The organism is Streptomyces sp. NPDC048590 (assembly GCF_043199535.1).
In the GTDB taxonomy this organism is placed as follows: domain Bacteria; phylum Actinomycetota; class Actinomycetes; order Streptomycetales; family Streptomycetaceae; genus Streptomyces.
Genome location: NZ_JBICWC010000013.1, coordinates 120,334 through 134,300, shown reverse-complemented (window position 1 = coordinate 134,300; position 13,967 = coordinate 120,334). Strand labels below are relative to the sequence as shown.

The window sequence follows — 13,967 nt, the reverse complement described above, 5'->3', positions numbered from 1 at the left end:
ACAGGGAGAAACGAAAAGGTGGCAGCACCGAAGAAAGGCCGGGGCTCATCCGGTGGACAGGGCAGGCCGGGCCGTGCCCTGGCACTGATCCTGATCGCCATGGTCGCCCTGACCGGCGGGATGTTCCTGTCAGGTCACACCACGCCTCGGCTCGGCATCGACCTGGCAGGCGGCACCTCGATCACGCTCAAGGCGAAGAGCCAGCCCGGCAAGCCTGACGCGATCAACGAGACCAACATGAACACCGCGGTCAGCATCATCGAACGCCGTGTCAACGGTCTCGGTGTCTCCGAGGCCGAGGTCCAGACGCAGGGCGCGTCGAACATCATCGTCAACATCCCCAAGGGGACGAATTCGAAGCAGGCCCGGGAGCAGGTCGGCACCACCGCCCAGCTGTACTTCCGGCCCGTGCTCACGGTCGCGGGGGGCACACCGACCCCCGAGGGCTCCGCGAGCCCTTCCGCGAGCGGCACCGGGAAGCCGAGCGCCACGCCCAGTGCGAAGGCGAGCGACCCGGAGACCGCGTCGAACTCGAAGACGACGCCGTCGGCCAGCGCCACCACCCAGGGGCGCGCGGTCACCGACGCCCTGAAGAAGGACGCGACGCCGACCCCGTCCGGAAGCGCCAAGGCCTCGGAGTCGGCCGCCGCCACCCAGACGCCCGACCCCGCCACCGCCGCGCTGGAGAAGAAGTTCACCGCGCTGGACTGCACCGACAAGGCCGCCCGCGCCAAGGCCGGCGACGGTGTCAAGCCCGAGGACCCCACGGTCGCGTGCAGCTCCGAGGGTGACGCCAAGTACCTCCTCGGCCCCGCCGAGGTCTCCGGTACGGACGTCGACGACGCGAAGGCGCAGTTCGACCAGCAGCGCGGCATCTGGCTCGTCTCGATGGACTTCACGGACAAGGGCTCCAAGAAGTTCCAGACGATCACCAAGAAGCTCTCGACCCAGCAGTCCCCGCAGAACCAGTTCGCGATCTCCCTCGACGGCGAGGTCGTCTCCGCGCCCCAGGTCAACGAGACCCTCAGCGGCAGCGCCGAGATCTCCGGCAGCTTCACCCAGCAGTCCGCGGAAGACCTGGCCAACGTCCTGTCCTACGGCGCGCTCCCGCTGTCCTTCAGCGAGGACACCGTGACCACCGTCACCGCGGCGCTGGGCGGCGAGCAGCTGGAGGCCGGTCTCATCGCCGGTGCCATCGGACTCGCCCTGGTAGTGATCTACCTGGTGGCCTACTACCGAGGGCTCGCGTTGATCGCGCTCCTCAGCCTCATGGCCTCCGGCATCCTGACCTACACGATCATGGCCCTGCTCGGCCCGGCCATCGGCTTCGCGCTGAACCTCCCGGCCGTCTGCGGTGCCATCGTGGCGATCGGTATCACGGCGGACTCGTTCATCGTCTACTTCGAACGCATCCGGGACGAGATCCGTGAGGGCCGGACCCTCCGCCCGGCCGTCGAGCGCGCCTGGCCCCGTGCCCGTCGCACCATCCTCGTCTCCGACTTCGTGTCGTTCCTCGCCGCGGCGGTCCTCTTCCTCGTCACCGTCGGCAAGGTCCAGGGCTTCGCGTTCACGCTGGGTCTCACGACCCTGCTCGACGTGGTCGTGGTCTTCCTCTTCACGAAGCCCGTCATGACGCTGATGGCCCGCACGAAGTTCTTCGCCAGCGGTCACCCCTGGTCCGGTCTGGACCCGAAGCGGCTCGGCGCGAAGCCCCCGCTGCGCCGATCCCGCCGCGTCAACGCACGCACCGACCACCCGAAGGAGGCGTGAGATGTCGCGACTCGGCAATCTCGGCGCCCGGCTCTACCGAGGCGAGGTCGGCTACGACTTCATCGGCAAGCGCAAGATCTGGTACGGCGTCTCGATCCTGATCACCATCACGGCCATCGTCGGCCTGGCGGTCAGCGGCCTGAACATGGGCATCGAGTTCAAGGGCGGTGCCGTCTTCACGACGGACACCAAGGCCAAGGTGTCCGTCTCCCAGGCCCATGACGACGCGGTCGCGGCCTCCGGCCACGAGGCGATCGTCCAGGAGCTCGGCAACGGCGGCCTCCGGATCCAGATCACCGAGGTCGACACCCAGAAGGCCGACGAGATCAAGGCCCAGCTCTCCGAGGACCTCGGCATCCCCGAGTCGAAGATCAACGCGGACCTGGTCGGCCCCAGCTGGGGTGAGCAGATCGCCAACAAGGCCTGGACCGGCCTCGGCATCTTCATGATCCTCGTGGTGGTCTACCTGGCCATCGCCTTCGAATGGCGCATGGCCGTCGCCGCGCTGGTCGCGCTGATCCACGACATCACCATCACCGTCGGTGTCTACGCCCTCGTCGGCTTCGAGGTCACCCCCGGCACCGTGATCGGTCTGCTGACCATCCTCGGTTACTCCCTCTACGACACGGTCGTCGTCTTCGACAGCCTCAAGGAGGGCACGAAGGGGATCACCAAGCAGACCCGCTGGACATACAGCGAGATCGCCAACCGCTCGATCAACGGCACGCTGGTGCGTTCCATCAACACCACCGTGGTCGCGCTCCTGCCGGTCGCCGGTCTGCTGTTCATCGGTGGCGGTGTCCTCGGCGCGGGCATGCTCAACGACATCTCGCTCTCGCTGTTCGTCGGCCTCGCCGCCGGTGCGTACTCCTCGATCTTCATCGCCACTCCGCTGGTCGCCGACCTCAAGGAGCGCGAGCCGCAGATAAAGGCACTGAAGAAGCGGATCCTCGCCAAGCGCGCCTCCGCGGCGGCCAAGGGCGAGTCCGTCGAGGACGGTCAGCGCGACGAGACCGTCCTCGACGTCGAGGACGACGCGGAGACAGCCGGCGCGGGCGCCGTGATCGGTCAGCGCCGTCAGCCCGGCGGCCACGGCAGGACCCCCAGGAACCGGCGATGAGCAGCACGGACATCGACGTGGCCACCCGGGAACTCCTGCTCAGCCGGATCCGTGACGTACCGGACTACCCGAAGCCGGGGGTGCTGTTCAAGGACATCACCCCGCTGCTCGCGGACCCGGTCGCCTTCACGGCGCTCACCGACTGGTTCGCGGAACTGTGCGTACGCCACGGGGCCACGAAGGTCGTCGGCCTCGAGGCACGCGGATTCATCCTCGCCGCGCCGGTCTCGGTCCGGGCAGGGCTCGGGTTCGTCCCCGTTCGCAAGGCCGGAAAGCTGCCCGGGGCGACCCTCGGGCAGGCCTACGACCTGGAGTACGGAACCGCTGAGATCGAGATCCACGCCGAGGACCTGTCCGCCGACGACCGCGTCATGGTCATCGACGACGTCCTCGCCACCGGGGGCACGGCGGAGGCCTCGCTGGACCTGATCCGGCGGACCGGCGCCGAGGTCGCCGGGGTTTCCGTCCTCATGGAGCTCGGTTTCCTCGCCGGCCGGGGACGGCTGGAAGCCGGACTGCGCGAAGCCCCGCTGGAGGCTCTGATCACCCTCTGACCTGCACCGCGCCCCCGAGGCGCGGGTAGCGAAGTCCAGGACGGGTACCCGGGAACATCCGGGTACCCGTCCTGTGTCGTGAGGGGTTCCACACTCCCCGGGCGATGAGCTGCCCGAGGCTCGATACCATGGGCTTTCCGGTAGCCCGGATCCGCACGAGGAGCGCTCTTGCCAGACGAGGCCCAGCCCGCCGCCGCCCCGCAGCCCGAAAGGCCCGAGGCGGCCTCCGCCACGCCCGGGAAGGCGCGGCCGGACGGCGGGCCCGCGACCGAGGGCGGGAACACCCCGGGGCCTGCCCAGGCTCCGGCCTCCCAGGCGGCCGCACAGGCCAAGCCCGCGCCGCCCCCCGGCACGAAGGCCGTGCCGGCATCCGGGACCAAGGCCGCGACCGCCGCGAAGTCCACGCAGCCTCCAGCGGCACCCAAGCCCCCGGCCCCCGCTCCGGCGGCGAAGCCCTCGGTAAGGCCCGCCGCCACCCCGCCCGCCGCCCCCGTACGGTCGGGCGGCTCCTCCAGCCGCGTCCGGGCCCGGCTCGCCCGACTGGGCGTACAGCGCTCCAGCCCGTACAACCCGGTCCTCGAACCCCTGCTGCGCACGGTCCGCGGAAACGATCCCAAGATCGAGTCCGCCACACTGCGCCAGATCGAGAAGGCCTACCAGGTCGCCGAGCGCTGGCACCGGGGCCAGAAGCGCAAGAGCGGCGACCCCTACATCACGCACCCGCTCGCCGTCACGACGATCCTCGCCGAGCTCGGCATGGATCCGGCGACGCTCATGGCGGGGCTGCTCCACGACACGGTCGAGGACACCGAGTACGGCCTGGACACCCTGCGCAAGGACTTCGGCGACCAGGTCGCCCTCCTCGTCGACGGTGTCACCAAACTGGACAAGGTCAAGTTCGGTGAGGCCGCCCAGGCGGAGACCGTCCGCAAGATGGTCGTCGCGATGGCGAAGGACCCCCGGGTCCTCGTCATCAAGCTCGCCGACCGGCTGCACAACATGCGCACCATGCGCTATCTCAAGCGGGAGAAGCAGGAGAAGAAGGCCCGCGAGACCCTCGAGATCTACGCGCCCCTGGCTCACCGCCTGGGCATGAACACCATCAAGTGGGAGCTGGAGGACCTCGCCTTCGCGATCCTCTATCCCAAGATGTACGACGAGATCGTCCGCCTCGTCGCCGAACGCGCGCCCAAGCGTGACGAGTACCTCGCCATAGTGACTGACGAGGTCCAGGCCGATCTTCGCGCCGCGCGGATCAAGGCGACCGTCACCGGACGCCCGAAGCACTACTACAGCGTCTACCAGAAGATGATCGTGCGAGGCAGGGACTTCGCAGAGATCTACGACCTGGTGGGCATCCGCGTCCTCGTCGACACCGTCCGCGACTGCTACGCGGCGCTCGGCACCGTCCACGCCCGGTGGAATCCGGTGCCGGGGCGGTTCAAGGACTACATCGCGATGCCCAAGTTCAACATGTACCAGTCGCTGCACACCACGGTGATCGGTCCCAGCGGCAAGCCCGTCGAACTCCAGATCCGCACCTTCGACATGCACCGCCGTGCCGAGTACGGCATCGCCGCGCACTGGAAGTACAAGCAGGAGGCCGTCGCCGGTGCCTCCAAGGTCCGCACCGACGTTCCACGGAACACGGGCGGTCGCGGCCAGGACACCGTGAACGACATGGCGTGGCTGCGTCAGCTCCTGGACTGGCAGAAGGAGACCGAGGACCCCAGCGAGTTCCTGGAGTCGCTGCGCTTCGACCTGTCGCGCAACGAGGTCTTCGTCTTCACGCCGAAGGGCGACGTGATAGCGCTGCCCGCCGGTGCGACGCCGGTCGACTTCGCGTACGCCGTCCACACGGAGGTCGGCCACCGGACGATAGGAGCACGGGTCAACGGGCGGCTCGTCCCGCTGGAGTCGACCCTCGACAACGGCGACCTGGTGGAGGTCTTCACCTCCAAGGCCGCCGGCGCCGGGCCCTCCCGCGACTGGCTGCAGTTCGTCAAGTCGCCCAGGGCGCGCAACAAGATCCGCGCCTGGTTCTCCAAGGAGCGGCGCGACGAGGCGATCGAACAGGGCAAGGACGCCATCGCGCGGGCCATGCGCAAGCAGAACCTGCCGATCCAGCGCATCCTGACGGGCGACTCCCTGGTCACCCTGGCGCACGAGATGCGCTATCCGGACATCTCGTCGCTGTACGCGGCGATCGGCGAAGGCCATGTCGCCGCCGCCGGCGTCGTCCAGAAACTCGTCCAGGCGCTCGGCGGCGAGGACGCGGCCAACGAGGACCTCGCGGAGAGCTCGCCGCCCTCGCACGGCCGGTCCAAGCGCCGGGCCAAGGCGGACCCGGGTGTGGTGGTCAAGGGCGTCGAGGACGTCTGGGTCAAGCTGGCCCGCTGCTGCACCCCGGTCCCCGGCGACCCGATCATCGGGTTCGTCACCCGGGGCAGCGGGGTCTCCGTACACCGCGCGGACTGCGTCAACGTCGACTCGCTCTCGCAGCAGCCTGAGCGGATCCTCGACGTCGAGTGGGCACCCACCCAGTCGTCGGTCTTCCTCGTCGCGATCCAGGTCGAGGCACTGGACCGGTCGAGGCTGCTCTCCGACGTCACACGCGTCCTGTCCGACCAGCACGTCAACATCCTGTCGGCGGCCGTGCAGACCTCCCGCGACCGGGTGGCCACCTCACGTTTCACCTTCGAGATGGGCGACCCGAAGCACCTGGGCCACGTCCTGAAGGCCGTACGGGGCGTGGAGGGCGTCTACGACGTCTACCGCGTGACCTCGGCGCGGCGGCCGTAGGCGCGCCCGGGACGGTGGCCGACGGCGGGGCTTCGGGCCCCTGCGCCGGCCACCGGCCGCCCCGTTACGCGTCGACCTCGTACTGCCCGTACTCCAGGAAGTAGCGCATCTCCTCAGGAGTGCCGTCGATGGCGTCCTGGATCGCGGCACGCATCGCCTCGCTGAGGTCCGGCCGGTTCAGCATCCGGACGATGGCGACGCGGTCATCCTCGGCCTGGGCGAGGCGGTAGCCGGTCTCGAGCCAGGCGCGGATCTCGGCAGGGTCGTTGTTGTCGAGCAGCGCGTTGATCTCGGCCTTGACGCGGCGTCCGGAGTCGGGGTCGGCGAGGATTGTGACGATGGCGACGCGGTCGTCCTCGGCCTGGGCGAGGGGGTAGCCGGTCTCGAGCCAGGCGCGCATCTCGGCGGGGTCGTTGTCGTCGAGGAGTGCGTTGACCTCCTTGACGACTCTGCGGCCGGAGTCGGGGTCGGCGAGTATCCGGGCCAGAGCGACGCGGACGTCGTCGTCGGACATGTCCTCCACCGGCCCGTCCAGGACGACGACCGCCGGAGACACGGCCACGGGGCCGGGCGAGGACGCGGATCCGGCGGCGAAGGCCGGACCGGAGAGAAGCAGCGCCGGGGCGAGGGCCGCAGCGGCGACAGCCAGGGCGGCGCGGGTGGGCGTCATGAATGAACCTGCCTCAAGGTCGAGTTGATCCCGGTGCCGGCACAACTGCCCGTGCCGACGCGGAGATCGTCGCACGCAGGTCTGACAGGATCACCGGAGCTTCCCGGCAGTGAGGCGCCGTGCCTCGTTGCCGTCGACATACGTGTGGGGCTCCCGTACGCCAGGCGTACGGGAGCCCCACACGTGGATCAGGACCGGTGTCCGGCTCAGCCGCCGAACTCCTCCAGGCCCTTGAGCGCCTGGTCGAGCAGCGCCTGACGGCCCTCGAGCTCGCGGGCGAGCTTGTCGGCCCTGGCGTTGTTACCCGACGCGCGGGCCGCGTCGATCTGCGTGCGGAGCTTGTCGACGGCCGCCTGCAGCTGACCGGTCAGGCCCGCGGCGCGGGCCCGCGCCTCCGGGTTCGTCCGGCGCCACTCGGCCTCCTCGGCCTCCTGGAGCGCCCGCTCCACGGCGTGCACCCGGCCCTCGACCTTCGGACGGGCGTCACGCGGGACATGGCCGATGGCCTCCCAGCGCTCGTTGATGGAACGGAACGCGGCCCTGGCCGCCTTCAGATCCGTCACCGGCACCAGCTTCTCGGCCTCGGCGGCGAGCTCCTCCTTGAGCTTGAGGTTCTCGCCCTGCTCCGCGTCCCGCTCGGCGAACACACCGCTGCGAGCGGCGAAGAAGACGTCCTGCGCACCGCGGAAGCGGTTCCACAGCTCGTCCTCCGCCTCGCGCTGGGCGCGGCCCGCGGCCTTCCACTCCGTCATCAGGTCGCGGTAACGCGCCGCCGTCGCACCCCAGTCGGTCGAGCCGGAGAGCGACTCGGCCTCCGCGACCAGCCTCTCCTTGACCTTCCGGGCATCCTCGCGCTGGGCGTCCAGCGCGGCGAAGTGCGCCTTGCGGCGCTTGGAGAAGGCGGAACGGGCATGCGAGAACCGGTGCCACAGCTCGTCGTCGGACTTGCGGTCCAGACGAGGCAGCCCCTTCCAGGTGTCGACGAGCGCCCTCAGACGCTCACCCGCCGACCGCCACTGCTCGCTCTGCGCCAGCTCCTCGGCCTCCTTGACGAGCGCCTCCTTGGCCTCACGGGCCTCGTCGGCCTGCTTCGCCTTCTGGACCTTGCGCTCCTCGCGGCGCGAGTCGACCGTCGCGACGAGCGCGTCCAGCCGCTTGCCGAGCGCGGCCAGATCACCGACGGCGTGGTGCTCGTCGACCTGCTGACGCAGGTGATCGATCGCCGTCGTGGCGTCCTTCGCCGAGAGGTCGGTGGTCTTCACCCGCCGCTCGAGAAGGCCGATCTCGACCACCAGGCCCTCGTACTTGCGCTCGAAATAGGCCAGTGCCTCCTCGGGGGAACCGGCCTGCCACGATCCGACGACCTGCTCGCCCTCGGCCGTACGCACGTACACGGTGCCCGTCTCGTCGACACGGCCCCACGGGTCGCTGCTCACAGCGCCTCCTCCACCTGATGCATCGAGGGGGTTCGCCCCCCGTGCATCGTCCACAGTTTCCTGGGGCGGGCAGCGCCCGCCCTGCACAACGCCAATCTAGGCGACCGGCCACCCGGCTGTCCGCACTCAGCGCGGCTGAAATTCTCCGATGAGCTCCGCGAACCGCGCCGGGAGGCCACGCGCGGACATCAGGCCTTGTCGACCGTCACCTTCTCGACCGTGACGGCCTTCTTCGGAGCGCCGTCCCCCGCCCCACCGGTCACACCGCCCTTCGCGACCTTCTCGACCGCCTTCAGGCCGGCGTCGTCCATGGTGCCGAACGGCGTGTAGCTGGGCGGCAGTTTGGTGTCCTTGTAGACGAGGAAGAACTGGCTTCCGCCCGTCCCCGGCTGGCCGGTGTTCGCCATCGCGACGGTGCCCGCCGGGTACGTCACCGCACCGTCGTCGCCCGCCTTGCCCAGCGCGGTCAGGTTCTCGTCGGGGATCGTGTAGCCGGGTCCGCCCGTGCCGTCGCCCTTGGGGTCACCGCACTGCAGGACGAAGATGCCCTCCGTGGTCAGGCGGTGACACTTCGTGTCGTCGAAGTACCCCTTGTCCGCGAGGGCCTTGAACGAGTTCGTGGTGTGCGGAGTCTTCGCCGCGTCCATCGCGATCTTGATGTCGCCCTGGCTCGTGGCCAGCGACATCGAGTACTTCGCCTTCTTGTCGATCGTCATCTCCGGCTCCGGAGCCTTGCTCTCGCTCGCCGAGGGGGTCGCCGACGGGCTGGTCTCCGCCGCCGCGTCGGCGGAGCTCTTCGAGTCGTCCCCGTCGAACCCGACGTACGCGCCCACGCCGATGACCGCCACGACGGCCACCGAGGAGGCGATGATCACCGTGAGGCGCCTGGTCCTCCGGCGCGCTTCCTCCCGGCGCTGCTGCTGCCGCTCGAACTTCTCCCGGGCGAGCTGCCGCCGCCGCTGATCGCTGCTGACCACCGGATGGTCTCCTTGTACGTCGTGTGATCGGACCTGGAATGCCCGTACGGTATATGGGTTAGCTGTGGAATGAGGAGCGCCGGTAGTCTCTGGTCTGCCGCAATCCCCTTCCGCGGCCCTCCTCGTCGGACGAACACTAAGGACGATCGTGCTCATTGCCGGGTTCCCCGCCGGGGCCTGGGGGACCAACTGCTACCTGGTCGCCCCCGCCGCAGGCGAGGAGTGCGTGATCATCGACCCGGGTCACCAGGCCACCCAGGGCGTCGAGGAAACGCTGAAGAAGCATCGGCTCAAGCCCGTCGCCGTCGTCCTCACCCACGGCCACATCGACCACGTCGCGTCGGTAGTCCCCGTGTGCGGTGCCCATGACGTTCCCGCCTGGATCCACCCCGAGGACCGCTACATGATGAGCGACCCGGAGAAGGCCCTCGGCCGTTCCATCGGAATGCCGCTCATGGGTGAGATGACCGTGGGGGAGCCCGACGACGTCCACGAGCTGGCCGACGGCGCCTCGCTGAACCTCGCGGGCATGGAGTTCGGCGTCGCGCACGCGCCCGGCCATACCAAGGGGTCGGTGACGTTCCGGATGCCCGAGGCCGCGGAAGTCCCGCAGGTCCTCTTCTCGGGCGACCTGCTCTTCGCCGGCTCCGTCGGACGCACCGACCTGCCCGGCGGCGACCACGCCGAGCTGCTCGAGTCGCTGGCCCGTGTGTGCCTGCCGCTCGACGACTCGACCGTGGTGCTGTCCGGCCACGGCCCCCAGACGACCATCGGCCGTGAGCGCGCCTCCAATCCGTACATGCACGGACTGGCCGCGCCCCGCCGAGGAATGTGACGAGAGAACAGAAGCTGTGAGCACCTTCCAGGCCCCCAAGGGCACGTACGACCTGATCCCGCCGGACTCCGCGAAGTTCCTGGCGGTCCGCGAGGCCATCTCCGCGCCTCTGCGCAACTCCGGTTACGGCTACATCGAGACCCCCGGTTTCGAGGACGTCGCCCTCTTCGCCCGGGGCGTCGGTGAGTCCACCGACATCGTCTCCAAGGAGATGTACGCCTTCGAGACCAAGGGCGGCGACAAGCTCGCGCTGCGCCCCGAGGGCACCGCCTCCGTGCTGCGCGCCGCGCTGGAGGCCAACCTGCACAAGGCGGGCAACCTCCCCGTCAAGCTCTGGTACTCCGGCTCGTACTACCGCTACGAGCGCCCTCAGAAGGGGCGTTACCGCCACTTCTCGCAGGTCGGTGCCGAGGCGATCGGTGCCGAGGACCCGGCGCTGGACGCCGAACTGATCATCCTGGCCGACCAGGCGTACCGGTCCCTCGGCCTCAGCGAGTTCCGCATCCTCCTGAACTCGCTCGGTGACAAGGAGTGCCGTCCGGTCTACCGCGAGGCGCTCCAGGGCTTCCTCCGCGACCTCGACCTCGACGAGGACACCCGTCGCCGCATCGAGATCAACCCGCTGCGGGTGCTCGACGACAAGCGCCCCGACGTCCAGAAGCAGCTCACCGGCGCCCCGATGCTGCGTGACTACCTCTGCGACGCCTGCAAGGCCTACCACGAGGAGGTCCGGGACCTGCTGACGGCGGCCGGTGTGGTGTTCGAGGACGACGAGAAGCTCGTCCGCGGCCTCGACTACTACACGCGCACCACCTTCGAGTTCGTCCACGACGGTCTGGGGTCCCAGTCCGCCGTGGGCGGCGGCGGGCGGTACGACGGTCTGTCCGAGATGATCGGCGGTCCCGCGCTGCCGTCCGTCGGGTGGGCGCTCGGTGTGGACCGCACGGTGCTCGCGCTGGAGGCGGAGGGAATCACGCTCGACATCCCCGCCTCGACCAGCGTCTACGCCGTGCCGCTCGGCGAGGAGGCGCGACGCGTGCTCTTCGGCCTGGTCACCGAGTTGCGCAAGGCCGGTGTCGCCACGGACTTCGCCTTCGGTGGCCGCGGTCTCAAGGGAGCCATGAAGAGCGCGAACCGCTCCGGAGCCCGCTACACGGTCGTGGCCGGGGAGCGGGACCTGGCCGAAGGGAACGTCCAGCTCAAGGACATGGAGTCCGGCGAGCAGACGCCGGTGGCCGTCGGCGACCTCGTCGGTGAGCTCCAGGCCCGGCTGGGCTGAGACGCAGAGAGTTCCTCCCGTGCCCGCCCGGTTCCCCCGGGCGGGCATGGCGCGTTCGGGGGCCGGACACGCACACGGAACGATCTCCCGGCGTCAACCCGGGTACGGCGGATTCATACGTGCGAGAGGTGTGATCCGGGAGGTGCCCTGGGGCTGACCGCGGCGCCGTCCCCGCCGGGACGGAACACCGGGGCCGCCGACGGCGTGCGCACCCGTGCTCCGTCGGGGAACGGGCCTCGGCTCCCTGCCGGGACGGAGCCGCAGGTCGGGCATGTGCGCTTCGTGGTGGTCCACCGAGGAATCCGCCGGCGCCGCTCCGCGGGGACGGTCCGGGGCGATGGGCGCCGCACCCGGAAACCCGCACATCTTTATCTCCGTCGAACGGATGGCCGTGGCGACGGTGCGGCACAATGACCATGCCCGGCTGGCTACTCAGTGATGGAACGGCGATATGACGATGGCAGCGGTAGACCACCCCTCCTCCCGGCAGGACGAGGAACACGGCGCGAAGACCTACGGCGGCAGCCGCGCGCTCGCGCTGCTGCTGGTCATCACCGGCGCCGCCGGACTGCTGGCCGCCTGGGTGATCACGATCGACAAGTTCAAGCTGCTGGAGGACCCGAGCTTCACCCCGGGCTGCAGCCTGAACCCGGTCGTCGCGTGCGGAAACATCATGAAGAGCGAGCAGGCCTCCGCCTTCGGGTTCCCCAACCCGATGCTCGGCATGGTCACCTACTCGGTGGTCATCGGGATCGGGATGGCCCTCCTGGCCGGCGCCCGCTTCCGTGCGTGGTACTGGCTCGGCCTCAACGCCGGCACCCTCTTCGGCGTCGGGTTCTGCACCTGGCTCCAGTACCAGTCGCTGTACAACATCAACTCGCTCTGCCTCTGGTGCTGCCTCGCCTGGGTCGCCACGATCTTCATGTTCTGCTACGTCACCACGCACAACATCAAGCACGGCATCCTGCCCGCGCCCGCCTGGCTCCGCAACACCCTCACCGAGTTCCACTGGGTACCGCCGGTGCTCTGGATCGGGATCATCGGCATGCTGATCCTGACCCGTTGGTGGGACTTCTGGACCAGCTGACCGCACCGGACCGCCCGACGCCGCAGGAGGGCCTGTCGGTGGGGTGACATAGGCTTCAGGACGTGGAGCCCGACCTCTTTACCGCAGCAGCCGAAGACCGCCAGGAGAAGGATCCGTCCAGCAGCCCGCTGGCCGTCCGGATGCGTCCGCGCACGCTCGACGAGGTCGTCGGCCAGCAGCACCTCCTGAAGCCCGGTTCGCCGCTGCGCCGCCTCGTCGGCGACGGCAGCGCGGGGCCCGCGGGACCGTCGTCGGTCATCCTCTGGGGGCCGCCCGGCACCGGCAAGACCACACTCGCGTACGTGGTCAGCAAGGCGACCAACAAGCGCTTCGTCGAGCTGTCCGCGATCACCGCCGGGGTCAAGGAGGTTCGCGCGGTCATCGAAGGCGCCCGTCGCGCCACGGGCGGTTTCGGCAAGGAGACCGTCCTCTTCCTCGACGAGATCCACCGCTTCTCCAAGGCCCAGCAGGACTCGCTGCTCCCCGCCGTCGAGAACCGCTGGGTCACCCTGATCGCGGCGACCACGGAGAACCCGTACTTCTCGATCATCTCCCCGCTGCTCTCACGCTCGCTGCTGCTCACCCTGGAGCCGCTCACCGACGACGACCTGCGCGCCCTGCTCCGCCGGGCGGTGGCCGACGAGCGGGGGCTGGGTGAAGCGGTGACCCTGCCCGAGGACGCGGAGGCGCATCTGCTGCGGATCGCCGGCGGCGACGCGCGGCGCGCGCTGACCGCGCTGGAGGCGGCCGCCGGAGCCGCGCTCTCCAAGCACGATCAGGAGATCACGCTGGAGACGCTCGAGGAGACCGTCGACCGGGCGGCGGTGAAGTACGACCGCGACGGCGACCAGCACTACGACGTGGCGAGCGCGCTGATCAAGTCGATCCGGGGTTCCGACGTGGACGCCGCACTGCACTACCTCGCCCGGATGATCGAGGCGGGGGAGGACCCGCGCTTCATCGCCAGGCGGCTGATGATCTCCGCCAGTGAGGACATCGGGCTCGCCGATCCCACGGCCCTGCCCACCGCGGTGGCGGCGGCCCAGGCGGTCGCCATGATCGGTTTCCCCGAGGCGGCGCTCACCCTCAGCCACGCCACGATCGCACTCGCGCTCGCGCCCAAGTCCAACGCGGCGACCCTGGCGATCTCCGCAGCCCAGGAGGACGTCCGCCGGGGCCTCGCAGGCCCGGTGCCGGCCCATCTGCGTGACGGCCACTACAAGGGCGCCGCCAAGCTGGGGCACGCCCAGGGCTATGTCTACCCCCACGACGTGCCGGGAGGCATCGCCGCCCAGGAGTACGCCCCGGACGCCGTCCGCGGAAGGCGCTACTACGAGCCGACCCGGTACGGCGCGGAGGCGCGCTACGCCGATGTGGCGGACCGGGTGCGGGAGCGTCTCGGCCGGAGCGAGCCGAACGGGCCGTCCTCCGGCTGAC

At 69.8% G+C, this 13,967-nt stretch carries 11 protein-coding genes; 8 read left to right on the top strand and 3 right to left on the bottom strand.

Annotated elements, in window-relative coordinates; all coding sequences use genetic code 11:
• The first annotated feature begins 18 nt into the window (after positions 1-18).
• The 4 genes from secD (at position 19) to ACGFNN_RS31310 (ending at position 6,246) form a co-directional block, all read left to right on the top strand.
• Positions 19-1,770: a protein translocase subunit SecD gene (secD, locus tag ACGFNN_RS31325; RefSeq protein WP_393561011.1), complete on the top strand. Its 1,752-nt coding sequence runs from the start codon at positions 19-21 to the stop codon at positions 1,768-1,770.
• A 1-nt stretch (position 1,771) separates the two neighbouring features.
• Positions 1,772-2,890, top strand: a complete 1,119-nt coding sequence (secF, locus tag ACGFNN_RS31320) for a protein translocase subunit SecF (protein ID WP_393561009.1) — start codon at positions 1,772-1,774, stop codon at positions 2,888-2,890.
• Positions 2,887-3,444, top strand: a complete 558-nt coding sequence (locus tag ACGFNN_RS31315) for an adenine phosphoribosyltransferase (RefSeq protein WP_393561007.1) — start codon at positions 2,887-2,889, stop codon at positions 3,442-3,444. The genes secF and ACGFNN_RS31315 overlap by 4 nt, the downstream gene beginning before the upstream one ends.
• A gap of 168 nt (positions 3,445-3,612) precedes the next feature.
• Positions 3,613-6,246, top strand: coding sequence for a RelA/SpoT family protein (locus tag ACGFNN_RS31310; protein WP_393561005.1), 2,634 nt, complete (start codon positions 3,613-3,615; stop codon positions 6,244-6,246).
• A gap of 64 nt (positions 6,247-6,310) precedes the next feature.
• Here the strand turns inward: ACGFNN_RS31310 and ACGFNN_RS31305 are convergent, their stop codons facing one another.
• From ACGFNN_RS31305 to ACGFNN_RS31295, 3 genes are all read right to left on the bottom strand, one after another.
• A complete protein-coding gene (locus ACGFNN_RS31305; RefSeq protein ID WP_393561003.1) occupies positions 6,311-6,916 on the bottom strand; it encodes an ALF repeat-containing protein in 606 nt (201 codons plus the stop codon).
• 206 nt (positions 6,917-7,122) lie between these two features.
• Positions 7,123-8,352, bottom strand: coding sequence for a DUF349 domain-containing protein (locus ACGFNN_RS31300; protein ID WP_362553980.1), 1,230 nt, complete (start codon positions 8,350-8,352; stop codon positions 7,123-7,125).
• Positions 8,353-8,540: 188 nt separating this feature from the next.
• Entirely contained in the window at positions 8,541-9,329 is a 789-nt protein-coding gene (locus ACGFNN_RS31295) for a peptidylprolyl isomerase (RefSeq protein WP_393561001.1), read from the bottom strand.
• A gap of 148 nt (positions 9,330-9,477) precedes the next feature.
• On the opposite strand from ACGFNN_RS31295, the gene ACGFNN_RS31290 reads away from it, so the two are divergent.
• The 4 genes from ACGFNN_RS31290 to ACGFNN_RS31275 all read left to right on the top strand — a co-directional run bounded on the left by ACGFNN_RS31290 (position 9,478) and on the right by ACGFNN_RS31275 (position 13,966).
• Entirely contained in the window at positions 9,478-10,164 is a 687-nt protein-coding gene (locus ACGFNN_RS31290) for an MBL fold metallo-hydrolase (protein ID WP_393560999.1), read from the top strand.
• Positions 10,165-10,180: 16 nt separating this feature from the next.
• On the top strand, positions 10,181-11,443 hold the full coding sequence (hisS, locus tag ACGFNN_RS31285; RefSeq protein ID WP_362553971.1) for a histidine--tRNA ligase: 1,263 nt from the start codon (positions 10,181-10,183) through the stop codon (positions 11,441-11,443).
• A gap of 451 nt (positions 11,444-11,894) precedes the next feature.
• Complete coding sequence (locus ACGFNN_RS31280; protein WP_362553968.1) at positions 11,895-12,530, top strand: vitamin K epoxide reductase family protein; 636 nt, start codon at positions 11,895-11,897, stop codon at positions 12,528-12,530.
• Between the two features lie 62 nt (positions 12,531-12,592).
• Positions 12,593-13,966 (top strand): replication-associated recombination protein A, encoded by a 1,374-nt coding sequence (locus tag ACGFNN_RS31275; RefSeq protein WP_393560997.1) that lies wholly within the window; start codon positions 12,593-12,595, stop codon positions 13,964-13,966.
• The last annotated feature ends 1 nt before the right edge of the window (position 13,967 follow it).